Annotated in this window: 23 protein-coding genes; 21 read left to right on the top strand and 2 right to left on the bottom strand. The window is 36.4% G+C overall.

From position 1 onward, the window contains the following. The first annotated feature begins 238 nt into the window (after positions 1-238). The 7 genes from QBE53_10390 to QBE53_10360 all read left to right on the top strand — a co-directional run bounded on the left by QBE53_10390 (position 239) and on the right by QBE53_10360 (position 6118). Entirely contained in the window at positions 239-541 is a 303-nt protein-coding gene (locus QBE53_10390) for a hypothetical protein (protein ID WZL80215.1), read from the top strand. Then, positions 532-930, top strand: coding sequence for a hypothetical protein (locus QBE53_10385; protein WZL80214.1), 399 nt, complete (start codon positions 532-534; stop codon positions 928-930). The genes QBE53_10390 and QBE53_10385 overlap by 10 nt, the downstream gene beginning before the upstream one ends. Positions 931-1107: 177 nt before the next feature. Next, positions 1108-2808: an ABC transporter substrate-binding protein gene (locus QBE53_10380; GenBank protein WZL80213.1), complete on the top strand. Its 1701-nt coding sequence runs from the start codon at positions 1108-1110 to the stop codon at positions 2806-2808. Positions 2809-2882: 74 nt separating this feature from the next. Next, positions 2883-3857 (top strand): ABC transporter permease, encoded by a 975-nt coding sequence (locus QBE53_10375; GenBank protein ID WZL80212.1) that lies wholly within the window; start codon positions 2883-2885, stop codon positions 3855-3857. 1 nt (position 3858) lies between these two features. Further along, positions 3859-4695 (top strand): ABC transporter permease, encoded by an 837-nt coding sequence (locus QBE53_10370; protein WZL80211.1) that lies wholly within the window; start codon positions 3859-3861, stop codon positions 4693-4695. A gap of 11 nt (positions 4696-4706) precedes the next feature. Beyond that, the gene (locus tag QBE53_10365; GenBank protein ID WZL80210.1) at positions 4707-5519 is read left to right on the top strand and encodes an ABC transporter ATP-binding protein; all 813 of its coding nucleotides are present in this window, start codon (positions 4707-4709) and stop codon (positions 5517-5519) included. Continuing rightward, positions 5510-6118 (top strand): ATP-binding cassette domain-containing protein, encoded by a 609-nt coding sequence (locus tag QBE53_10360; protein ID WZL80209.1) that lies wholly within the window; start codon positions 5510-5512, stop codon positions 6116-6118. Before QBE53_10365 ends, QBE53_10360 begins: the two co-directional genes overlap by 10 nt. Positions 6119-6159: 41 nt before the next feature. Here the strand turns inward: QBE53_10360 and QBE53_10355 are convergent, their stop codons facing one another. Together QBE53_10355 and QBE53_10350 are read right to left on the bottom strand one after the other, a co-directional pair. After that, positions 6160-7224 carry a HAMP domain-containing sensor histidine kinase gene (locus QBE53_10355; protein WZL80208.1) on the bottom strand — a complete coding sequence of 355 codons (1065 nt, stop codon included), beginning with the start codon at positions 7222-7224 and terminating at the stop codon, positions 6160-6162. After that, a complete protein-coding gene (locus QBE53_10350) occupies positions 7211-7897 on the bottom strand; it encodes a response regulator transcription factor (GenBank protein ID WZL80207.1) in 687 nt (228 codons plus the stop codon). Before QBE53_10350 ends, QBE53_10355 begins: the two co-directional genes overlap by 14 nt. 260 nt (positions 7898-8157) lie before the next feature. Here QBE53_10350 and QBE53_10345 point away from each other — a divergent pair, with 260 nt between their 5' ends. From QBE53_10345 to QBE53_10280, 14 genes are all read left to right on the top strand, one after another. Beyond that, a complete protein-coding gene (locus QBE53_10345) occupies positions 8158-9063 on the top strand; it encodes a ribokinase (protein ID WZL80206.1) in 906 nt (301 codons plus the stop codon). Further along, positions 9053-10174: a helix-turn-helix domain-containing protein gene (locus QBE53_10340; GenBank protein ID WZL80205.1), complete on the top strand. Its 1122-nt coding sequence runs from the start codon at positions 9053-9055 to the stop codon at positions 10172-10174. The genes QBE53_10345 and QBE53_10340 overlap by 11 nt, the downstream gene beginning before the upstream one ends. A gap of 127 nt (positions 10175-10301) precedes the next feature. Beyond that, a complete protein-coding gene (rbsK, locus tag QBE53_10335) occupies positions 10302-11186 on the top strand; it encodes a ribokinase (GenBank protein WZL80204.1) in 885 nt (294 codons plus the stop codon). Beyond that, the gene (locus QBE53_10330) at positions 11179-12081 is read left to right on the top strand and encodes an ABC transporter permease subunit (GenBank protein ID WZL80203.1); all 903 of its coding nucleotides are present in this window, start codon (positions 11179-11181) and stop codon (positions 12079-12081) included. The genes rbsK and QBE53_10330 overlap by 8 nt, the downstream gene beginning before the upstream one ends. Further along, positions 12082-12957 carry a carbohydrate ABC transporter permease gene (locus tag QBE53_10325; GenBank protein ID WZL80202.1) on the top strand — a complete coding sequence of 292 codons (876 nt, stop codon included), beginning with the start codon at positions 12082-12084 and terminating at the stop codon, positions 12955-12957. A 56-nt stretch (positions 12958-13013) separates the two neighbouring features. After that, entirely contained in the window at positions 13014-14510 is a 1497-nt protein-coding gene (locus QBE53_10320) for an extracellular solute-binding protein (GenBank protein ID WZL80201.1), read from the top strand. 102 nt (positions 14511-14612) lie between these two features. Further along, positions 14613-15788 carry an ADP-ribosylglycohydrolase family protein gene (locus tag QBE53_10315; GenBank protein WZL80200.1) on the top strand — a complete coding sequence of 392 codons (1176 nt, stop codon included), beginning with the start codon at positions 14613-14615 and terminating at the stop codon, positions 15786-15788. Beyond that, a complete protein-coding gene (locus tag QBE53_10310; protein WZL80199.1) occupies positions 15781-17886 on the top strand; it encodes an ADP-ribosylglycohydrolase family protein in 2106 nt (701 codons plus the stop codon). The genes QBE53_10315 and QBE53_10310 overlap by 8 nt, the downstream gene beginning before the upstream one ends. Positions 17887-17907: 21 nt before the next feature. Next, positions 17908-18162 carry a citrate lyase subunit gamma gene (locus QBE53_10305; protein WZL80198.1) on the top strand — a complete coding sequence of 85 codons (255 nt, stop codon included), beginning with the start codon at positions 17908-17910 and terminating at the stop codon, positions 18160-18162. After that, on the top strand, positions 18163-19029 hold the full coding sequence (locus tag QBE53_10300) for an aldolase/citrate lyase family protein (protein ID WZL80197.1): 867 nt from the start codon (positions 18163-18165) through the stop codon (positions 19027-19029). Positions 19030-19033: 4 nt separating this feature from the next. Further along, positions 19034-20569: a citrate lyase subunit alpha gene (citF, locus tag QBE53_10295; protein ID WZL80196.1), complete on the top strand. Its 1536-nt coding sequence runs from the start codon at positions 19034-19036 to the stop codon at positions 20567-20569. Positions 20570-20695: 126 nt separating this feature from the next. Further along, positions 20696-21925, top strand: coding sequence for a hypothetical protein (locus QBE53_10290; GenBank protein ID WZL80195.1), 1230 nt, complete (start codon positions 20696-20698; stop codon positions 21923-21925). Next, complete coding sequence (locus QBE53_10285; GenBank protein ID WZL80194.1) at positions 21909-23060, top strand: glycosyltransferase family 4 protein; 1152 nt, start codon at positions 21909-21911, stop codon at positions 23058-23060. Before QBE53_10290 ends, QBE53_10285 begins: the two co-directional genes overlap by 17 nt. Beyond that, on the top strand, positions 23053-23925 hold the full coding sequence (locus QBE53_10280; protein WZL80193.1) for a glycosyltransferase family 2 protein: 873 nt from the start codon (positions 23053-23055) through the stop codon (positions 23923-23925). The genes QBE53_10285 and QBE53_10280 overlap by 8 nt, the downstream gene beginning before the upstream one ends.

The raw sequence follows: 23925 nt of genomic DNA, 5'->3' as shown, positions 1-23925 counted from the left end.
TATGATTAAATGCTTGTGTATAACCAAATAGTACATCAAGTATACCAAATAAGCAAAATGACTTGATTAAATAATACTGCTTGTTACAATGGATGCATATTAATATTAATAGTTTTTAAATACATTTATGGTACGTATCAAAGAACAATAGATTAAGTTTCTTTCTTTTGATGTTGAAGTAAGAGGAGAACTAATGCGTAGAAAAATGGAGAGATAAGCATATAAGAAAGGGGATAATATGAAGAGAGTAATGTTAATATCAATGATAATCCTATTTAATGTATTATTTGTGTCATGTGCGAGTAATGAACCAATAGATGTTTCAAGTATTGAAAAAGAGGTAGCAGAAGAGTTGGCAGAAGATCCCTTTAAGGAAGCAGAGTCACAAATGAAAGTACTGGGTTCTCTTGGGCATGGATTAAATGATAAATTAGATGAGAATGAATTTATCGAATATTCAGGTACGGACGTTGAGATTGATTATTATGTTGAACTTGAAGGAAATGTAAATAGCGTAGGTTTTTTGCTGTTGTGCAAGTAAATATGCAGACGTTTGAAGAAACGGTGATTTTTGAGAAAAATTTGGGGAGAAATAGAAGTGGAATACTCAAAGAAGAGAATAAAAAATGGGGATTTATGCGAGGGATTGATGGATTCTTTTTGGACAAGGATACAATATATATTATTGATACAGATGCTGTTCGTATGATTGATAGAATGACGTCTAAAATAACGGCAATTGGTGATATTAATACAGTGTATAATATTGCCTTTGATGGACAATATATATATTATATTGGAGACCGCTATAGGTTATCTAAGTATGATGTTAACACTCAAGAAAAAAGCAGTGTAGATGATATTATAACAGAGGATTTTAGGTTAAATGAAGGAAGAATTGAATACGATTTATTCATCAAGAAGAATTAATATCATTGTTTATATACAATGATATTTTTTTGCGCAAAGCATGAAAATGATAATCAATCTTAATTATGAAGAAATATGAAGAATCATATAAAAGGATTGAGCTTGCAAATGGAATGAACTATACTAGGTTTTGCTTAAGCAAAAAATAACACTTTAATTAGATACAAGGAGGAACATATGAACAAAAGTAAGCGAAAAATAAGATGCCTATTGTGTGCTTTGATGATGAGTTTTTCATTGCTTGTTGGCTGCACTAATAGTAATGTGACAGAATCAGCAGCAGGCGGATCGACGCACAAGGAAGAAGAAAACAAGGAAAATAGTGCTGAAAATATAGAGGATGAACAACTACCAGAATTAAAAGATGAGCTTGTGATTTGTATGGGTACACGCCCACCAGGAGAGTTTGATCCAAAAACAAGATGGGGACTATATAGTCAATCACAAATACTTCATAGTACATTGTTAAAGAAAACACATGAACTTGAAATTGTTGGAGACTATGCAAAAAAATATGAGGTAAGTGAAGATGGACTTACATGGATGTTCTATCTTAATGACAATTACAAATTTTCTAATGGAGAATCAGTAACGCCAGAAGATGTAAAGTTTTCCTTTGAAATGTTAAAAGAACATGGAATGCATTGGGACTTAACTTTTTTAAAAGAGATTCAGATTATAGACCCACTTACCATGAAATTTGTTTTAACAGAACCAAGGTCAACATTTTTTGCTCAACTTACAGAAATTGTTATTTTGCCAAAGAACCACTATGATGACAATTATGCACAAAACCCAATTGGTTCAGGTCCATATAAATTGGTTCAATGGGATAGAGGAGAACAAGCAATTTTTGAAGTAAATCCATATTACCATGGACAAGAGCCGCATTTTAAAAAATTTACATTGCTTTTTCTTGATGAAAATGCTGCGTTAGCTGCAGCCAAGAACGGTACAGTAGATTTGATCTATACACTACCAGAATTTGCAGATGAAAAAATTGAAGGGTTTAAATTGTTTTCATATGAAAGTAATGATGTCCGAGGTGTTTCAATGCCAACACAAAAAAGTGGTTATGGAAAGACGCCGGAAGGCTATCCAATTGGAAATGATGTTACAAGTGACTTAGCAATTAGAAAAGCGTTGTATATTGGGTTGGATCGACAAGCCATGGTAGATACTGTGCTTAATGGTCATGGGAAAAAGGCATATTCACTTGTGGATAAGATGCCATGGTGGAATGAAGAAACTGTTCTTGAAGATAATAAGGTTGAACAAGCAAACCTGATTCTTGAAGAAGGAGGATGGATAGATACGGACCAAGATGGAATAAGAGAAAAAGATGGACTTAAAGCGGCGTTTAAACTTTATCATCCAACGGCAGATATTATTCGTACAAATGTTGCACTTGTAGTTGCAGAACAAGCCAAACAGTTGGGAATTGAGATTGAATTGGTCGGAAGTAACTGGGATGAGATGAAAACAATTATGCATTCTAATCCAATTCTATTTGCAGGTGGACGACATCATCCACATCAGTTTTACACGATGCATAATCCTGACCTTGCAGGGACGGCCTATAATAACATTGTATATTTTGATAATGCGACAGTTAACACATATATGAATAAAGCAATGCATGCAACTAGTATGGAAGAGGCGAATGAATATTGGAAACTTGCGCAATGGGATGGAGAAACCGGAGCAAGTGGACTTGGAGAGGTTCCATTTATATGGTTAGTGCGCCTTGATCATATTCATCTTGGAGATGCCCGCTTAAACTTTGGTGAGCAAGCGATTCATACGCATGGGCATGAATGGTCGCTACTAGCAAATATTGGAGAATGGAGCTGGGATTCTGAAGTGAAAGTTGATTAAGAGAGTGTATTAATTTCTTTAGGATACATGCAAGTAAATTGACATGTATCCTATTTCTTTGAAAGGAGCAGATCATGGAGAAATTAAAGTATGTCATATATAAGTTAACTAGAGGGATTACACTCTTGATTGGGCTGTCAATTTTAACATTTATAATGATGCATAATTCCCCTATAGATCCAATAACAGCTTATGTTGGTGGAGATGTAAACATATCATTAGAACAAAGAGCGGCACTAGAAGCATATTGGGGAATTGATAAACATCCGGTTGAACAATATTTAACATGGTTAAAAAATATTGTAAGAGGTGATATGGGAACGTCAAAAGTTCACCGTAGACCTGTCAGTGACATCATACAGGAAAAGTTTTTAGCTTCTTTTGCATTAATGGGGCTATCATGGATTTTATCTGGGAGTATAGGTTTTTGTATGGGTATCATTGCAGCGATAAAAAAAGGAAAAGTGACAGATAAAATTATTAAATGGATATCCTATATTCAAGCTTCAGTTCCAACTTTTTGGCTAGGATTATTATTGTTAATTATTTTCTCGGTTTGGCTTGAATGGTTTCCAATAGGTATTTCAGTGCCGATAGGGGTTGCTTCAAGTGATGTGACTTTGATGGATCGCATACATCATTTAATTTTACCGGTAGCAACGCTTAGTGTGCTTGGAATTGCTAATGTAACTTTACATACAAGGGAAAAGATGATTGATGTACTTAATAGTGAATATATAGTCTTTGCAAAAGCTAGAGGAGAGACGACTTGGCAAATTATCAAAAATCATGGATTAAGAAATGTTGCGTTACCCGCTATAACTTTACATTTTGCATATTTTGGAGAACTTTTTGGGGGATCGGTTTTGGCAGAACAAGTTTTTTCATATCCAGGATTGGGGTCAACGCTTACTGAAGCGGGACTCAAAAGTGATATGCCGTTACTTATGGGGATTGTTATGATAAGTGCAATATTTGTATTTACTGGGAATATGCTTGCGGACATATTAAATTCAGTCATTAATCCTTGTTTAAAGGAGGAGATATAAGATGCAAGATAAAAAGCGAGGTTTAAATGCACGACAAAAAGTTATACTTACACTAACGGTATCTATCGGATTAATATTTATTGCGATTATCTTTAGCTTTATATTAACTAACGAAAACTTAACGACTAATTTTGCAAAAAAAAGTTTGCCTCCTTCTTGGAGCCATTTATTTGGAACGGATTGGTTAGGTAGAGATATGCTGACGCGAACACTTAAAGGGCTAAGGTTATCACTTTTTGTTGGCTTTTTAGGTGCTTCTATTGGTGCTGTTATTGCAACGATATTGGGGATTTGTGCAGCAACATTAGGTAAAAAAGCAGATTATATTATTTCTTGGCTTGTAGATATGTTCATAGGCATACCGCATTTGGTCTTCATCATCCTTATCTCTTTTGCAGTAGGAGGAGGGATCAAAGGAGTTGTGTGTGGTGTTGCTTTTACACATTGGCCGTCATTAACACGAATTATTCGAGCAGAAGTTTTAAGTATAAAAAACAGTGAATATATTCAAATGGCAAAGAATTTTGGGAAGACTAAGTGGTTTATCGTCAGAAAACATATAATGCCACACATTATTCCACAAATCATGGTGGGATTTTTACTTCTGTTTCCACATGCCATACTACATGAAGCCTCAATTACTTTCTTAGGTTTTGGTTTGTCTGTTCAAACGCCTTCGATTGGGTTGATACTTTCAGAAGCGGTTAAACATATATCTGTTGGTGATTGGTGGCTTGCTGTTTTCCCAGGGGTGTTACTTGTACTTATTGTAAAAAGTTTTGATAACATAGGTGAACAGGTACGTACGCTTGTAGAACCAGCCACTGCTAATGAGTAAAGGAGTAATCAATGAATCAAAAAAGCGATATTTTAACAGTTGAAAATTTGTCCATTTCATTTTCGCAATATGTAAAAGGACTTAAAACAAAAAAAACAACACCCATAAATAATTTGAATATTTCTGTTAGGAAAGGAGAAATTCATGCGGTTATTGGTGCGAGCGGGTCAGGAAAAAGCTTGCTTGCCCATGCAATTCTTGGAATCTTGCCAGCCAATGCAGAATGTAGAGGGGAAATATATTATCAAAAAAAACGACTGACAGAAGAAAGAAAAGTTCAACTTAGGGGAAAAGAGATTGCCTTTATACCTCAATCAGTAAATTACTTAGATCCATTAATGCGTGTAGGTAAGCAGGTAAAAATTGGATTGCCTAAAAAACAAGCAAATAATATACAAGAAAGTTTATTTGAAAGATATGGATTAAAAAAAACAGATGCAAAGTTGTATCCATCTGAACTTTCGGGAGGCATGTTAAGACGAGTTCTTTTTGCAACAAGTGTTAAGGAAGATATAAAACTTGTAATAGCAGATGAACCCACTCCGGGAATACATCCAGAAGCATTAAGTAGAATCTTAAATCAATTGCGACAGTTTGCTGATGAAGGTGTATCTGTTATGCTTATTACTCATGATGTAGTATCTGCATTAACGATATGTGATCGGGTAACGGTTTTTAAAGATGGAGAGGCTATTGAAACAACGGAGGCTGAAAATTTTAAGGGGAACGGAGAGGGGCTTTTACATCCGTATACAAAAGCTTTATGGAATTGCTTGCCTCAAAATCAGTTCACATTATATAAGGAGGTTCGATCATGTCGTTAAAAGCAAACAATTTGGGGTTTTATTATAAGAAGAATGAGTGGCTGTTTAAAAATGTGGAATTTGAATTATCTTATGGAGAAATACTTGGGATTTCAGGGTATAGTGGTTGTGGGAAAACCAGCTTGGCAAAGGTTCTTTCCAATTACCTTAAACCTGTTAATGGTCAAGTATTGGTCGATGGAGAACCTTTCAAAGACGGAGTGTTCCAACCTGTACAGCTGATTTATCAACATCCGGAAAAAGTTCTTAATCCTAAGTGGAAGCTAAAAGATTTGCTGTGTGAAAGTTATACACCGTCTCAGGACATAATTGATAGTTTTGGTATAAAAGAAGAATGGCTTGAACGTTTTCCCATGGAAATATCCGGAGGTGAAATGCAAAGATTTTGTATTGTTCGAGCACTTAATCCTCAAACAAAGTACATTATTGCAGATGAGATGACAACCATGTTGGATGCCATTACTCAAGCGAAGATATGGCGTCAATTATTGCGAATATGTAAAGAGAGAAAAATAGGCCTTGCCATTATTAGTCATGAAACAGAGATTATATCAAAACTTTGTGACAAAGTTATATCCTTAGAATCAATCGAAAGATAGTAAAAGGTTATCGTGAAATCCTTTATTATAGTCAAGAATAGTCAAGAGATATTATTGCCACATTTTATGGGAAAACGAACAGTTGATGTAAATAAAAGGTTGTCTATTTCATGGGAAAAACTTCCCTCATGAATTTGCATTATTTTTTTACAGTTATTTATTCCAATACCTGTACTTTCCTTTCTTTTACATTGTATATCTATTTTATTTGTAATTCTAATAATTAGATTTGAATCTGTGATGGTACCAGTAATGTTAATATTTGTCTCTTTTTTTGCATAGCGACAAATATTTGTAAACACATTATCAAAAAGACGCTGTATCATTCGAATGTCATAGACCAAGGCATAGCGCTTTTTAGGGAAAACAGTAGAGTAAGTTAAATTTTGCTGAGCTAATATTTGGGCAGAATCTATGATAATACGTTCCAAGTTCATTATAGAGTTGCAACGTAAAAGTTCCGTGGTTTCTAGTTGTTTATCTTTTAGATAAAAGTGCTCAAAGGCGCTATTTGTTAATTCTTGAAGTTGTATGGAACGCTTGAGGCATAACTTAAGATAATTAGATTGTTTCTTGCAATCATTAAAATCACTATCAAGTAGAATTTCTAAATAGCCGATAATGCTAGTTAATGGTGTTCTTAAATCATGAGAGATCGAGGTTAAAAAAGTATTCTCCTTTACTTTTCTTCTTCGCTTTTCTAGGTTGTTAGTATGTATTTCTTGTCTAAGCTCATCAATATGTAGTGCAAGGTGGGAAAGTTCGTCGTGTCCACAAATTGTCACTGGGTCACAAAAATTTCCACCTTTCATTACGTGAATACACTCGATAAGATGCTTAATGTACTCAAGTTTTTGCATTAAAAAACGGACAATGATAGCAAGATATAATGAAAAACATATCAAAATACCTATAAATACCGCAACATCTTTTAATTGATGATTTAAATGCATATTATCAACAGGTGAAACATGTAGATCAATGATATAGCGCCAAGAGATAAAGAAAATAAAAAAAAGAAGAATTAAACCTGCAATGGTCTTTACGGATAGATAGATAAGTTGATTGATTATTCCAAAAGACTGTTTTTTATTAATAAATTTCATAACCTTTTCCCCATACGGTATGTATATATTCCGTTTCTTTGTCATATTGATGCAATTTTTTGCGTATATTTTTTATATGAACAACAATTGTATTATGTGATGTCTGAGTAAAAAGCTCTCCCCAAACTTTTTCAAAAATGAGTTTTACACATAAGCTATGTCCTCTGTTTTTTAATAAAATTAGGAGGATTTTGTATTCTATATCGGTAAAACTTATCATGTGATTATTAACAGTAACGGTAGAAGAATCTTCATCTAAAAATAAATTATGTATATGATGTGTTGATTTTTTTGATTTGCTTTGCCTGTTATATATTGTATTTCTTCGAAGTAAAGAAGAGACTCTTGCCATAAGTTCTTTGGATGAAAAAGGTTTAAGCATGTAATCGTCACCACCACAAACTAACCCCTTAATCTTATCCTCCTCGCTAACTTTTGAAGTTAAAAACAAAATTGGAAAAAAGAAGTTTATTCTAATTTGTTCGCAAAGACTAAAACCATCTATTCTTGGAAGCATTACATCAAGAATTGCTAAATCAATGGGGGTATTTAGAATAATCTCCATTGCCTCTTCGCCAGACATAGCACAGTATACGTTATATTTGTGCTTGGATAAGTGGTATTTTATGATGTCAAGGATTTCAGCATTGTCATCGACGATTAAGATGTTCATTTTTTGAGACCTCCAAAGGTAAAATAGTGAGCATATCAAATATGTACCAATATGTTATCAGATTTACCAATAAATAGCAATTCATTACATTTATTCATTTAAAGGGAAAAAAATAGTCTTATTAACAAATAGATAATGAATAAATGCAACTTTATTGTTACATGTGACATTGAAACCTTGTTACACCTTTGTTATATTTAAAGAAGGTGCAGCGTAGCGAGAGAAGTAAAAACTTTAAATTTTAATAAAGGAGAGGTTATATGAAGGTTTTAAACTATGGGTCCTTAAACGTTGATTATGTATATAGTGTTGAAAAATTAGTTAAACCGGGGACGACGATAGCGGACAAGGGATTAAAAGTAATGTCTGGGGGCAAGGGATTAAATCAAAGTGTAGCTATTGCAAAAGCAGGCATTCAAGAGATATATCATGCGGGGAATATCGGGCGAAATGGGGACTTTTTAAAGCTTACGCTTTTGGAGCACAATATCAAAATTGATTATATTCAAAAAAGTAATTCAGATACAGGCCATGCAATTATTCAGTATTCAGATGAAGGAGAACATACAATTATTGTTCATGGGGGCAGTAATTACAATAATCAAAAAGATACAATGCAAAGCGTCCTCGAACACTTCGAAGAAGGGGATATCCTCCTTGTTCAAAATGAGATTAATGATGTGGATTATATTATTGACCTTGCATATGAAAAAAACATGAAAATTATCGTTAATCCAGCACCTTTTCATGAATCTGTATATCGATTTGATTTTTCTAAGGTAGATACGCTGATCGTAAACGAGACGGAGCTGTATAGCATCGCGCATGCAGCGAGTGTAGAAGAGGCAATCCAACGATTGCAAAAGTATGATTTGAATATTGTCATTACGTTGGGGGACAAGGGTGGTTTATATGTTGGACGGGATATGTCCCAGATACCATATAAAAGTCACTTAGTGGATGTTGTTGATACGACTGCTGTCGGAGATGCTTTTGTAGGGTATTTTGTTGCAGGATTGGTTAATGGCATGGCGATAAAAGATATTTTAGATTACAGTTCAAAAGCGGGAGCGCTTGCGGCTACAGTGGAAGGTTCAGCTATTTCAATTCCAAGTCGACGTGAAGTGGAGCGGTTATCTAAGGAGATGGAAAACGATGAAAATTAATAGTCAGCAAGCAAAAAACGTCATACGAAGCCTTAATGACCTTATCTATGATGATATTTATGTATATGATAACAAAGGTGCATTATTGGCAACCAATCGAGAGCAAGCGGATGAAGAATTACTTTCATTTGGAAAAATTGTTGCAAAGCGGCAGGTGATTCTTGTAGAGGATGTAAAAAACCTGACAGCAAAAGCAATTTTATTTCCGGTGCACATTGGCAATAGCTTAGTTGCGATTGTTGGGTTGGTAGGGGACTATGCATTGATTTCTCAATATAGCGCATTGGTGGTTAAAATTGTTGAAATCCTTCTAAGCGAATCCTTGTACTATCAGAACAAAATCAAAAATGCAGAGAACAACCGTCTACTGGTTAACGAACTTATTCATGGCAAAGGCAATGTCGAGACATTGACATGGATTGCCGAGGTGATAGGAAAACAGATTAATGATTTTAAGTATTTGGCCCTTATCGATATTGGTGAAGAAGATAAGATTCAAGTAACAAGTGAGCTTATTATCGATAGTATAGAAAAAAATCTGCAGCCCAAACATTTAATTGCAGAATATGGGAAAAATATTGTGATTCTATTTGCCACAACAAAACTAGATGAGGTTCTAAATGAACTAAGCGATGTGAAAAAGTACTTGGAAAAAAAATATGTGAATAACATTTCTGTAGGTATTTCTGATGTGATTAATACATATACAGAGTGTAAGCGTGCTTTTTTTCAAGCAAAAAAAACCTTAGCTCTGGGTAAAAAGAAATATAAAAAAGGAAGTTTTGCCTTTGCCGATTATTCCTTGGAATTGCTATTTTCTCATGTGGATGATGCGCTGATTGATAGCTTTATTATGGAAGTGTTTGGCGGACTAAGTGTCGAAGAGATTAAAGACATTGAAGCTTTATTACGTGTGTATATTGACTTTGACACATCGTTAAATGCGACAAGTAGACAGCTCTTTATCCACAAAAACACGTTACAATATCGTTTGAATAAAATACGTGAACTTACAGGATATAACCCAAGAAATACAATGGACCTATACAAATTGTTCACCGCAATTAACTTGTTTAACAAGCGAGAAGAAGAGGTGGATTCGTCATTTTGACTAATATACCAAAAAAACAGAATGGATTTTGATGCGGCTTTGTCATTGGTGACATTGTAAACAAAAGAAAATTTGTTAAAATTAGATATAACATAACAGTTAAATGATAAAAATATAGGAGAAGTGAATGAGTGAAATAGTTGTCGTTGGAAGTATCAATACGGATTTAGTGTTTGTTAGTCAAAAAAGACCAAAGGCAGGTGAGACAATATTAGGAGATGAGTTTTTAACCATTCCTGGAGGCAAAGGTGCCAACCAAGCGGTTGCATCTGCAAAGCTGGGAAAGGATGTATCTATTATCGGATGTGTCGGCAATGATATTTACGGAGAAAAAATGCTAAAGAATTTTATTGCCAATGGTGTTGATACATCAATGATTGAAGTGCTTGATATATCAACGGGGGTTGCAGGCATTATGGTGGATAATGAAGATAATAGTATTGTCGTTATTCCAGGGGCAAATAAGTTGTTAAGCAAAGCGATGATTGACAAGCACATGGATGTTCTAAAAGGAGCAAAAGTGGTCATATTACAGCTTGAGATACCGATGGACGTTATTGAGTATGTAATTGATATTTGTCATCAAAATCATATCATATCAATTCTTAATCCCGCTCCGGCGAGAAAAGTGCCTGAACAATTGATTGAAAAGGTAAGTTATTTAACGCCAAATGAGCATGAAGCAGTTGAAATTTTTGGAAAGCAAGCGATAGATGATTTGCTTAAACAATATCCGAATAAACTGATTATTACTCAAGGCGATCAAGGCGTCGTGTTTTTTGACGGACAATATAAGCGCCATATTGCAAGCTTGAGTGTCGATGTTGTCGATACAACAGGGGCAGGAGATACCTTCAATGGTGCACTTGCTACATGCTTGGTATCAGGACAACCATTGCTTGAAGCTATTGAATATGCTAACAAGGTCGCTGCCATTTCCATTACAAAGTATGGGGCGCAAGGAGGGATGCCGACAAGAGAAGATGTAGAGAGGTGGGGACAACTTGATTAGCAGCAAACAAAAACGATATATTCGAGAATATGGAATTTTATATATATTACTCTTGCCAGTGATTCTGTTTTTTATTGTGTATCATATTTTGCCTGTTATAGGAATGAAGATAGCTTTTGAAGACTTTAGAATTATTGGGGACAACGTCTTTGTTGGATTAAAACATTTTAGATATTTGTTCTCCTCGCCACAGTTTAAAACGATTATTATTAACACGCTAACATTAAGTTTTATGAAAATGATTCTATTGTTCCCGGTTCCGATTATCTTGGCATTTTTAATTAATGAGGTTCGAAGCCCAAGGTACAGACAATTTGTTCAAGTATCCTTATATATACCGCACTTTTTATCTTGGGTAATTATCGCGGGGGTATGGATTTCGTTTTTGTCTCCGGGATATGGAGCGGTTAATAACATTATTCGACTTTTTGGTGGAACAGAGATTGACTTTATGACCAGCAAAACTCATATTCGCTGGGTCCTTGTTGCTTCGGAGATGTGGCGTTCTGCCGGTTGGGACTCTATCTTATATCTTGCGGCAATTTTAAAAATTGACAAATGTCTCTATGAGGCAGCAACACTTGATGGAGCATCAAAATTCCAATCAGCCCTTTATATTACACTACCTTCGATACGTAACACGATTATAACCGTATTTATTTTGAACTTGGGATTTTTTATGAATGCCGGGTTTGACCAAGTCTTTAATTTTATGAACCCATCGGTATTAAGTGTCATTGACATTCTTGACACGTATACTTATCGTATCGGACTAGAGTCAGGCTTATATTCTGTTGCAACAGCATCAAGTGTGTTCAAGGGAATTATTGGGTTTATCCTAATTATTGGAGCACATAAAGTGGCGCGCAAAGTTTCAGGAAGGGGGTTGTGGTAGATGAAAAAAATTAAAGTCGTAGACCTTGTAGTTGGAGTCATCTTATTGTTTTTTGTCATCTATGCATTACAGCCCATCTTAAACTTGTTGGCATTATCGCTGACCCATCCAGACAGCGTACAAGAATTGAGTGGACTTGATATTTTCCCTAAAAAAATTTCACTACTGAATTATCAATTTATTTTATCAAATCCGAGTATTTTAAAGGGAATATTTAACAGCGTACTATATACAGCAATTGGTGTGTTTTTGAGCGTGAGTTTTACAGTAATTACTGCCTTTGCATTGACAAGAGAGCAACTGATTGGACGGCGTATATTTATTGTGATTACAATTTTTGTGATGGTCTTTGAACCTGGAATCGTACCGGAATACTTTGTCATGAAAGATTTTAATTTATTGGGAAGTATGTGGTCAATTATTCTATATAAAATGGTCAATGTCTATTACTTGGTTATCATGATGCGGTTTTTTGAAGATATACCAAAGTCCATTGAAGAAGCGGCGCTACTTGATGGGGCGAATCCGATTCAGATGCTTTCAAAAGTCTTTGCCCCTATGTCAAAGCCTTCTATCGCAACCATTACATTATTCTATTCAGTATATCGATGGAATGAGTACTTTAGATCAGGAATCTATCTGAGTTCAAAACCGAGCAAGTGGCCATTGCAGGTAGTTCTTCGCCAGTTTGTTGTTCTTGAAGATACCCAAGCTATCGTAGGGGGCTTTGATCAGATGAGCCAAGTCTATGGCAGTATGAATTTTGAAGCATTACAGGCAGCAGCGATTATTGTCGGTATACTTCCGATATTAATCATATATCCGATTATATTAAGGTATTTTACGAAGGGAACGTTTGAAGGATCAAGCAAGTAGTAACTTAAGCAATAATAATATTGCTATAATATGAATTTATTACAAGGGAGGAAAACATGAGAAAATTATTAGCACTAGTATTAGTCATTGCATTGATCGGTATTACAGCGTGCTCACCTAAGGATGAAGCAACCAATACCACAGAAGAAAATGGGACAGACGTTGCGACCGACACAGGAGAGGACGCACAAACACCTGAAACTGAAAGTGATACACCAGTGACATTACGTATGGCCATGAAAGATTTAAGCCCAAGTGATGAGACGCATCAAGCTTATATTCAACGAATAGAAGACGGACTTGCGGATAAAGGGGTATATGTTGATCTAGAAGTTATCGAAATGGCACAAGGAAATTATGCAGAAAATCTAGGGCTTATGCTTTTAGGTGGCGACGTACCGGATATTATTTATTTTCAAGGTGGCGATGAACAGATGGCTAACCAAGGTTTACTTGAAGATTTGACACCATATATTGAAAAATCCGAGGTCATAAGTGGTGCTTTGTTAGACTATCAAAAAGAACGTATCGCGAACTATCCATATCTTCTATGGATTAAGCCGATTGCCTCAAAAGTACCTGTAGTACGAACAGACTTTTTTGAGGGAATGGAAAATGGTGAAGCATTGTTAGCGGATCCATCCATTGACAATTATTATGCATTTTTTCAAGAAATGGCAGAAAAGAATACTACATATGCTTTTACAGCGCCAGGAAAATTATTAGAGATTGACACAATTTTTGATAATGCTTTTGGAGTGACAGGTACTTGGATTGAAGTTGATGGAGAATATGTCTTTGGACGTGTGACAGACATGGAAAGAGATAAACTTGAGTTCTATGCAAAACTATATGCAGATGGATTATTAGATCCAGAGTATTTGACCAAAGCATGGGATACAAAAGAACAAGTGTTTTATGCCAATGAAGTGGGCGTTATCAGTGGTACATCAGGTAAAGTTATCGATATCTATGATGGAAATATGATAAGTGCTAATGGTGAGAGTGCTAACTTAACTGTCCTACCACCAGCTAAAGGCGTTGCGCAAGGATATAATCCGATTTCAGTAACAAAAGAAACCCGAGGATTAGCAATCTCTGCGATCTCTGAACATAAGGATTTAGCATGGGAAGTTATTGATTTTCTTGCGTCTTATGAAGGCCAATATATTGATAGACTAGGCTTTGAAGGTGAACAGTACAATATCGTTGACGGACAGATAGAATTAACCGAAGCCGCGTCTAACTGGTTTGCATTTTTCTTTGAAATGCCAGAGTGGGAACCAAAAGAAGGGTTAAAGAAACCTCTACTTGGACCGGCGGCAATGGATTCTCTAGACATGGCGCAACAATATTATGTGGCAGATACGGATGTCGTTATTCCGGCAGAATATGCACCACAGTTGGATGCAGTTAATAATTTATATAATGAATTTTCAGCAGATGTCATTACAGGCAAACGCTCAATTAGTGAATGGGATGATTTTGTTAGTGAGTGGTATGCCCAAGGTGGAGAAGCGATTACAGAATATGCAAACTCCATGCTAAAATAAGTTAAATCAATATGGCAGTATATGGTTTTAACAAACTGTATACTGCTCATATATGTCACTAGATCAAAAAATATATCAAAAAGCAAGCAATGGAGGAAACAGATGACATTTAGAGAACGCGTACTAGGAATGTTTGTAGGGGTTGCCTATGGAGATGCATTAGGCGCAACGATAGAAAAGCTTTCCCATAATGAAATTGTAGAAAAATATGGTCGGATTGAAACGTATAAAATGGACTGGCATAAAGCTCAGTGGCCCCCAGAGGATCGAAAGCATCGAGTAAGGGGACATGGAATCTTTACCGATGACACGCTAATGACGATGGCCTTGATGGAAGTGTATAATAAAGAAAAGCGCCACTTAGATGCATATGATATGGCTAATGAGTTTGTCAATCAGATCTATTATACGAAGCGCTATATACCTGAGCTGGAGCGAATCAGTAATATCCATGAACGGTTATTTGTTCCGGAACAATTCATCTTTTTACGCCATGCACTGGCAAACTGTGAGCCGCGAGAAGGCGGTATCGGTAACATGGTAAACTGTGGTGCGGCGATGTATATTGCCCCCATAGCAGCAGTTAATGCGATGCAGCCGATGAAAGCGTATAATGAAGCCATAGCTTTTGCACAAGGTCATCAAAACAGTTATGGACTTGAAGCGGCAGGCGTTTTGGCAGCATGTATAGCAGAAGCGTATAAACCTGATGTAACCATAGAGAATATATTAGATGTAGCAATCCGTGTTGCCAAGGACGGAACTAAAATGGCTATAACCTCTTTGCTTGAACTTGCACGTGAGTTACGACCTAAGAAGAACGATCGGTCATATGTTGTACAGGCGCTACAAAAAGCTATCAAACCTTATTCGCCTATGGGAGATGATGTTAATCGAAGTCCGCAAAAACTTGGGAAGCCTTCCAATCACTATACACCCAGTCGTTTATTAAGTATTGAAGAGTTACCAGTAGCCTTGTTTTACATTGCACTTCATGAAGGGGATTTTGAAGAAAGTATTCTTGATGGTGTGAATTCAGGACGCGATACCGATTCGATTGGTGTTATGATCGGAGCTATTTTAGGAGCGCTTAATGGACCATCCATTGTGCCAACAGAATATATTACAGATATTGAGCATGTGAATCAGTATCCTCTACGTGAGATTGGTCAACGCTTTGCTATAACGGCAGAACAGATTATTCGTCAAGATATTTGTCATGAAGAACAGTGGATAGAGCAGATGAGCCGACAATTAGGAGAAGAAGTCGATGAATAAAAATTATGTAGAAAAAGTATATAGTGGAATTATGGGTAAGACCATGGGAGTAATTCTTGGAGCGCCTGTTGAACCAACTTTATGGACTTATGAAAAAATATATGAAACCTATGGCGATATTACAGGGTATGTAAAGACCTTTAAAAATTTTGCTGCAGATGATGACTTGAATGGTCCTATTTTCTTTTTAAAGGCACTGGACTTAATGCGCTCAGATGAAACATTTGAAGCTTCCCATGTCGGAAAAGCATGGCTGAACTATTCACGGGAAGGGATTGGAATGTTTTGGTGGGGCGGATATGGGACGAGTACCGAACATACTGCCTTTTTAAACCTTAAACATGGTATTGATGCTCCACATTCAGGTTCGGTTGAAGTGAATGGTTTATCCATAGCAGAACAGATAGGCGGTCAAATTTTTATTGATACATGGGGATTGATTTTCCCTGGAAATATGGAAAAAGCAGCAGAATACGCAGGAAAAGCAGCCAGTGTCTCCCATGATAAAAATGGAATATATGGTGCAAGATATATTGCGGCATGTATTGCAAAAGCATTTGAAGCAACAGATATTATGGAGGTAATAACCTCAGCATTTAGTGTTATTCCTAAGACATGCGAATATCGTCGTGTATGTGATGCAGTGATTGACTTTTATCATCAAGATGATGAAAAGAACTTTAGAAAGTGTCGTGACTTTTTAAGCGCAGAATTTGGATATGACCGATACCCAGGTGTGTGCCATATCATACCCAACTCAGGGGTGATGATGCTTGCAATGCTTTATGGGGAAGGGGATCTGGCTAGAACTATAGAGATTGCCACAATGTGTGGTTGGGACACCGATTGTAATGCGGGTAATATCGGAACAATTCTAGGTGTGCTGAATGGATATTCGGGCTTGGTAGATAAGTATAGGCAACAGATTAATGATGTTATTGTAGCATCAAGTGCAATAGGCTCACTAAATATTATCGATATTCCGACTTTGGCTTATGAAGTGGCAAACTATGGATACCAACTGGCTCATGAAGACGTGCCTCAATATGTAAAAACTGTTGTGGATCATCTGCGTGAGACACATTTTAACTTTGATATTGAGGGTTCAACCCATGGGTTTAGAACCAGTGATGCTATACGCTATCCCATTCGTCATACCCATGGAACAGGCGAAGAGGGAAGCAATAGTTTGACGGTATTACTTGACCGAGTATATCGTGGACATGTAGCAAATATATACTATAAACCTTACTATCGACGCGAAGACTTTGATGATGAAAGGTATCAACCAGCATTTTCACCTAAAGTGTTTAGTGGGCAGATAGTAACAGCTAGGATTAAGTTAGACAAGTGGAATGGCGATGATTTTGGAGTGGTTCCGTATGTACGCTTGTCCCATACAAAACGTGAGTTAAAAGGACAGATGCGTATGATTCAATCGGACCAGTGGCTGGATGTTGAATATATTATACCGGATAGTCAAGGTGAGCCTATTGATGAGGTAGGTCTTAAGGTTGAGAGCTTTACACGTATGAAAAACAAGCTGTTGGGGAATTTGCATATCAGTGAGTTCCATATTAAAGGAAAAGGATACCATCAGATAGATATAGAAAAAGAAAAAAGAGAATTTTTGACAACAACACAGTTTACTGAAAATGCAGGTTCATTTGTTATCGAAGAGGATCATCTACATGTGATATCCAATGAAGATGCGTTGGCATTAACCGGCAATTTTTATTCAACAGACATTGAATATGAAGTTACCTTAACACCTGAATTTGGAAGTCAGCATTACGCAGCTTTTCGTTGCCAAGGAATTAAAATCGGATACTTGGTTGGCTTTGACGCAAATAAGGTTAAGCTACTAAAAAATGATTTTGGTTATACAACCCTTTGTGAACAAGACTTTCCGGTTCAAAAGGGACAAGACTATACACTGCATATACAGGCGATTAAGGGACATATTAAAGTTAAGATTAATGGAATGGATGTATTAGAATATACGGACGAGAACTACTTATCTCATGGTTGTGTCGGCTATGGCATACTAGATCATGGACGTATGTTAGTTAAAGGGATTCGATTTAAGGAAGTATAATATAGGAGGCTATTTAAGATAATGGAAGGAACCAGTGGGTATATCCGAAAAGGTGATGCCAAAGTGACCGTTGAATTGGCGGGAAAAGATATAGAAGTTATCGTTCATTCAAAATTAAAGCAGATGTTTGAAAGACACATAAAACAGGCTGTTAGACAAGTGCTGCATGAAGAAGGGATCCATGGTGCAAAGGTGCTTGTTGAAGACGAAGGGGCGTTAGATTTTGCAATACGTGCCAGGACGCGAACGGCGGTTCGCAGAAGTCGGGGTGAGTAAATGAAAAAGAGAATGCGAAGTATGCTTTTTTGTCCGGCGAATAATCCAAAGTTATACTATACAGCGCCTAGCTATAAGCCGGATTGTATTATTTTTGATTTGGAAGATGCTATTGAAGTGAATGAAAAAGATGCAGCACGTGATTTGTTGGTGGAAGGAATCAAGACACTGGATTTTAAAGACATTGAGATCTTTGTACGTATTAATGGAGTGACAAGTCCGTTTTTTAAAGCGGATGTTGAAGCGATTGTTCCGGCGGGGGTTCGAAATATACGTCTACCTATGTGTCAATCAGCGGAAGACGTTCAGACACTGTGCCGTTTGTTAGATGCGGTGGAAGAAGAGCATCACATTGAGCTTGGCTCAACCAAAATTCAAGTGGGTATTGAAACTCCAAAAGGTGTTCTTGGTGTCAGAGAAATTGTTAGTACATGTGAGCGAGTTATTGCCATATCTTTTGGAGCGGAAGACTATACAGCATCATTAGGCGTTGAACGCACAATAAAAGGCGATGAACTGTTGTTTGCCAGAAGTATGATTGCCAATGTAGCGAGTATGTATGATTTGGTTGCAACGGATACAGTCTGGTCCGATTTTAGAGATGAGGAAGGTTTTGTTGAAGAAATACGTCGAGTGAAAGGTCTAGGCTTTAACTCAAAGTCATGTATTCACCCGTCACAAGTTGAACTGCTGCATAAAACCTTCGCACCATCAAAAGAGGATGTAGAAAAAGCTCAGAAGATTCTAGAAGCAGTGGAACAAGCACAAGTGGAAAAAGGTGGAGTCATTGCAGTTAATGGCAAGATGGTGGATGTTCCGGTGATTACTAAGGCAAGAAAAATTATGGCATTAAGGCAAAAGGAGTAATCCCATGACAAATAGACAAGGCAGTATACCTAAATATATTGAAGGATATGGAAAAGTCGCGTGTTATGGGGAGGTAGTCCCCAAAAGAACAATGGCTCACAAGCGGTCAGTGACAGAAATACAATCTAAGAACAAAATATCTACCCTAAAAGAGGCGATTTGTCAATCAAATCTTCAAGATGGCATGACAGTGAGCTTTCACCATCATTTACGCAATGGAGATTATGTGATGAAACGGGTTCTTGATACTATCCATGAACTAGGAATTAAAGATTTAACAGTGAGTGCCTCATCAATATCCAAAATTCATGATAGTCTACTTGAGTATCTACAAGATGGGACAATCACACGGATCTATACCGCAGGATTACGTAGTCAATTGGCGCATGAAGTTCAGCATCACTTTAATCTTAAAGCGCCGATAGTTTTTATGACCCATGGTGGACGGGCACGCGCAATCGAAGATGGGAGCTTAAACATTGATATTGCTTTTGTAGCGGCCTCTTGTTCGGATTACCATGGCAACATGTGTGGAACCCGCGGACCGTCAGCGTTTGGATCTATGGGATATCCTATGGTGGATGTGGCTTATGCAAAGCGAAGTATAGCGATTACCGATAATTTAATTGAAGATATGACAGAGGCATATCCAGATGAGATTAGTATTTCGGGAGATTATGTGGACTATGTTGTTGAGGTGGAACGTATTGGCGATCCGGAACAAATAGCGACAGGGTCAACAAGAATTACGAGCAATCCCATGGACTTACTTATTGCAAGGAAAACGGCGCATGCACTTATTGCTAGTGGTGCCATTAGGCAAGGATTTAGTTTTCAAGCAGGCTCAGGAGGAATATCATTAGCGGTATGTAAGTTTTTAGAAAATCATATGAAGCAAAATCAAATCGTAGGAGCTTTTGCTTCAGGGGGTGTGACAGGCAACTTGGTAGAATTGTTTGAAAAAGGTCTGTTCGAAAAACTATATGATGTTCAGACGTTTGGACAAGATGCAATTGATTCGCTACGAGATCATGCAGGGCATATTGAAATGTCTGCGGATACCTATGCTAATCCAAACAATCCAAAGTGCATTGTCAATCAGCTTGATGTAATGATTTTATCTGCTACAGAAATTGATGTTGACTTTAATATTAACTCAATTACTGGATCTAATGGTGTTATAATGGGAGCTCTTGGAGGGGCGCCTGATACAGCGGCAGGAGCTAAGATGGCAGTTGTGGTAGCGCCGAGCATGCGAACCCGTATTCCAATTGTTGTTGACAAGGTAACGACCATTTGTACTCCGGGAACAGATATTGACATGCTGGTAACTGAACGAGGTATTTGTGTCAATCCAAAGCGAGAAGATATTAAGAGAAGTTTGATAGATGCAGGGATTGAAGTGATATCCATTCATGAACTTAAAGATAATATTCAAAAGCTAACGGGAGTGCCGGATAAACCAACACTTGGAGACAAAATAGTCGCAGTAGTGGAGTATCGTGATGGTAGTGTGATAGATGTAATCTATAATCTGTAGAGATGCTTTAAAAAAGACATTCATTTGATGAGTGTTTTTTTTTATAAACAATTTGTGTTATCTAATACTGTGTATTATAATGAAAGAAGGAGTATATTGATATGTCGTAAAGTGTGAGGGACTATTATGATAAATATAAAAGGGATGCTTATAAAATACCAAGATGTATTTTTTCCGGTTTTTGATGTGCTGCTTAATGGGCTAAATTTCTTTATGCACATTTATATCAGCTGGTTTATTTCTCTAAATGAATATAGTATTTTAAATGCAATGCTCTCCTTTTTGGCGATTCTTTTTGTTGTGGGCATTAGTGTGCAAACCTATACAAACAAAGAAGTCGGAAAATCAAAAAATAATTCTCAGGTTATACGTTCTATATTTTCATTACTTATTTCCATTGGACTTTTTCTAAACATACTATTACTCTTATTGTTTCCAACATTGATTAAAATCATGCGAACCGATACGCTTGGCATAATCCTTATTATGCTTATTTTTGATATGAATATAATATTAAGTTTTTATAGGGGGATTATGCAAAGTCAACAGCATTTTTTGTCTTTGAATATCAATTTTTATGTCGAGGTCATTACAAAACTTATCGTTATTGTTGCCATACTTCCGTTTTTTTCTCAACCGCATATTCCACTTATCGGAATTTTGCTGGGTATGTTCTTTTCGTTGATACATGGATACCATAGCTCAGGGCGATTGGTTTATTTTCCAATGCTTTTTTCGAAAAAAATACGTGTTAATTTATTTGGATTAGCTCATATTATTTGGGCGAATTTCTTTCTTTATTATTTGACGTCGGTTAGCCTGATTGTTGCAAATTATTATATTGGGGAAAGAGCTGCTTTATATGCTGTATCTTTAAAATTCAGCCAATTAATTATGGCGGTTGGTTTTAGTGTGATTACCGTCGTTGTATCCTATTCTTCAGGGCTAATCATACATCCAGAAGAATTTAAAGCATATGTTCATAAATGGTTGATTCGATTTTGCCTTGGCGGTGTAGTGATTTTGGTAGGATATCAATTGGTTGTTCGACATTTTATTGCCTTTTTATTTGGAGAAGCTTATCAAGGGGCTAGTCAATTCATGGTTTTTCAAGCTTTAGGCTACGTTATGTTAACCATTGCGTATTTTATGATATCTGAATTGATTATTATGAATCAAAAAGTCCATATATATATACTCGCTGCTGTTAGCGCTATGCTAACAACGGGAATACTTCTATATCATGAATCTATTCGTATGATTATCGTGGTTGAAGTGGTGAGTTATAGTTTATTATTAGTTACTCTATTCATGAGTTATATGCGAAGGGAGAAAAAAGATGCGGCAAAAGTGTGAAGGAAAAAAAACAATGCTATTTTTATCATGGAGAGATATCAAGGCCCCTAAAAAAGGTGGAGCAGAAGTGTTTACTCATGAAATGCTGTCAAGGAGAAATAAAAAAAGAATAAAAGTTATACACTTTTCTCCTATGTTTGATGGGGCGCCAAAAAGGGAAGTCATTGATAATGTTCTCTATATTCGACGAGGAAATATATATTCGGTGATTATGTATGCATTATGTTACTATATAAAACATCGAAAAAAAATTGATTATGTAGTCGATCAGTGCAATACCCACCGCTTTTTTACACCTTTTTGGGTTAAGAAGAAAAAACGCATTTTTTTCATTCATCAAATGACCCGAGAGATTTGGCTAAGGCAGATGAAAAAGCCGTGGAGTATAATTGGAATGCAACTGGAATCGGCGATGACGCGTATTTACCGTAAGACATGGACATTGACGGTGTCTTTATCAACACAACAAGACTTGGTTGACCTTGGGTTTGATGAGGATAAAATCATTATCCTTCCAGAAGGGATTGATTTTGAACCATGGCAGACAAACGCATGGCTCAAAGGATCAGATTATCATTTTACCTATGTAGGACGTTATGCATCATATAAAGGAATTGATGCAACGGTTGAAGCTTTTTGTCGTTTCCAAAAAAAATATCCTGTAGCAACCCTTGGGATTATTGGCAAAAAAAATGAACAATACATTCAAGAAGTTTTAGAACCTATCATCAAAAAATATGGAGTAAATCATGAGAAAATAACGTATCATGGCTTTGTAAGCGAAGAAGAAAAACTACAGCTAATGAGTCAAAGCCATTGCCTTATATTCCCATCTGAGCGAGAAGGGTGGGGGTTGACTGTTACAGAAGGGGCAGCGGTTGGAACGCCGAGCATCGTCTATAATTCGCCGGGATTAAGAGATGCAGTTCAAATGGGACAATCTGGGTTTATGACGTCGCAAAATACAGTAAAAAATCTTGTAGAGTTGATGGAGAAAAGTGTTAATGACCCGAGTGCTTATAAGCATATTCAAACTGCGGCTTATAAATTTTCAAAAGAGTTAAACTGGGATAAGACAGCCGTAGCATTTAATAAAGCAATTGTCAAAATATGTCAGGAGGGTAAGAATGTCTAAAGTAGCCATTGCAGTTACAACGTATAATAATCCAATCCATATTCAAAAACTACTAACAAGTTGTCAGCGCCAAACCATGCAAGATTTTGAACTATTTATTGCAGATGATGGTTCGTCAGATAACACTGTTAAAATCATGCAAAAGTATGCAAAAATTATGCCACGGCTAAATATCTACCCTTTGGAGCATGCAGAACGAGGCGTTGCTCGTTTAGTTGCTATTACACAGGCACTAAAAACAAATCCAAAATATCTAATGATTATTGACTCGGATATGTATTTAAAAAAAGATTTATTAGAAGAAGCTGTTAATAAACTGGATATACGTATAGATATTGATGGATTAATTATCAAGGAAATACCCTATACAAAATATACAAATTTTTATTCGAAAGTGAAGGTGTTTGAGCGTCGATTAATCAATAATTCAGGTGAAGAGGTTGATCTAAACTCTATAGAAGCAGCCAGATTTTGGCGTTGTCAAGCATATGTGGCAACAGGAGGAATTCATCCAGAGCAAATATCTTTTGAAGAGATACAACCCACGATAAAATGTATAGAAAAAGGTGGAACCATAAAAAAATTAATGGTGTCTGGGCTTTATCATGATGAAAAGCATGTAACGTTAATAAATATTTTATCGAAGAAAAGATATTATTTTAAAATGATGAATAAAACAATAGAGACAGAAGAAAAAGGGCTTATAAAGGCATTTCGACGTTGGTATTTGTTTAGACCTGTCTATTATTGCAGAGCAAATATGCGCCTTTATGTTCGTCATCCACTTTTAACTTTTGGCGTGTTGATAATGTATATTGCATTAACTTTTGTAGGTGGATTTGAAATTCTAAGATATAGAAAGTAG

This window comes from Vallitaleaceae bacterium 9-2, from assembly GCA_038396585.1.
Taxonomy (GTDB): Bacteria; Bacillota; Clostridia; order Lachnospirales; family Vallitaleaceae; genus UBA1351.
This window is presented reverse-complemented; position numbering and strand designations above follow the sequence as displayed.

Excerpts from the sequence above, each read along its gene's own strand:
- QBE53_10325 (WZL80202.1), top strand. The coding sequence starts at position 12,082 with ATGAAAAAAATTAAAGTCGTAGACCTTGTAGTTGGAGTCATCTTATTG.
- QBE53_10280 (WZL80193.1), top strand. The coding sequence starts at position 23,053 with ATGTCTAAAGTAGCCATTGCAGTTACAACGTATAATAATCCAATCCAT.
- QBE53_10360 (WZL80209.1), top strand. The coding sequence starts at position 5,510 with ATGTCGTTAAAAGCAAACAATTTGGGGTTTTATTATAAGAAGAATGAG.
- QBE53_10390 (WZL80215.1), top strand. The coding sequence starts at position 239 with ATGAAGAGAGTAATGTTAATATCAATGATAATCCTATTTAATGTATTA.
- QBE53_10375 (WZL80212.1), top strand. The coding sequence starts at position 2,883 with ATGGAGAAATTAAAGTATGTCATATATAAGTTAACTAGAGGGATTACA.
- QBE53_10305 (WZL80198.1), top strand. The coding sequence starts at position 17,908 with ATGGAAGGAACCAGTGGGTATATCCGAAAAGGTGATGCCAAAGTGACC.
- rbsK (WZL80204.1), top strand. The coding sequence starts at position 10,302 with ATGAGTGAAATAGTTGTCGTTGGAAGTATCAATACGGATTTAGTGTTT.
- citF (WZL80196.1), top strand. The coding sequence starts at position 19,034 with ATGACAAATAGACAAGGCAGTATACCTAAATATATTGAAGGATATGGA.
- QBE53_10380 (WZL80213.1), top strand. The coding sequence starts at position 1,108 with ATGAACAAAAGTAAGCGAAAAATAAGATGCCTATTGTGTGCTTTGATG.
- QBE53_10370 (WZL80211.1), top strand. The coding sequence starts at position 3,859 with ATGCAAGATAAAAAGCGAGGTTTAAATGCACGACAAAAAGTTATACTT.
- QBE53_10320 (WZL80201.1), top strand. The coding sequence starts at position 13,014 with ATGAGAAAATTATTAGCACTAGTATTAGTCATTGCATTGATCGGTATT.
- QBE53_10290 (WZL80195.1), top strand. The coding sequence starts at position 20,696 with ATGATAAATATAAAAGGGATGCTTATAAAATACCAAGATGTATTTTTT.
- QBE53_10340 (WZL80205.1), top strand. The coding sequence starts at position 9,053 with ATGAAAATTAATAGTCAGCAAGCAAAAAACGTCATACGAAGCCTTAAT.
- QBE53_10315 (WZL80200.1), top strand. The coding sequence starts at position 14,613 with ATGACATTTAGAGAACGCGTACTAGGAATGTTTGTAGGGGTTGCCTAT.
- QBE53_10285 (WZL80194.1), top strand. The coding sequence starts at position 21,909 with ATGCGGCAAAAGTGTGAAGGAAAAAAAACAATGCTATTTTTATCATGG.
- QBE53_10300 (WZL80197.1), top strand. The coding sequence starts at position 18,163 with ATGAAAAAGAGAATGCGAAGTATGCTTTTTTGTCCGGCGAATAATCCA.
- QBE53_10355 (WZL80208.1), bottom strand. The coding sequence starts at position 7,224 with ATGAAATTTATTAATAAAAAACAGTCTTTTGGAATAATCAATCAACTT.
- QBE53_10345 (WZL80206.1), top strand. The coding sequence starts at position 8,158 with ATGAAGGTTTTAAACTATGGGTCCTTAAACGTTGATTATGTATATAGT.
- QBE53_10365 (WZL80210.1), top strand. The coding sequence starts at position 4,707 with ATGAATCAAAAAAGCGATATTTTAACAGTTGAAAATTTGTCCATTTCA.
- QBE53_10350 (WZL80207.1), bottom strand. The coding sequence starts at position 7,897 with ATGAACATCTTAATCGTCGATGACAATGCTGAAATCCTTGACATCATA.
- QBE53_10310 (WZL80199.1), top strand. The coding sequence starts at position 15,781 with ATGAATAAAAATTATGTAGAAAAAGTATATAGTGGAATTATGGGTAAG.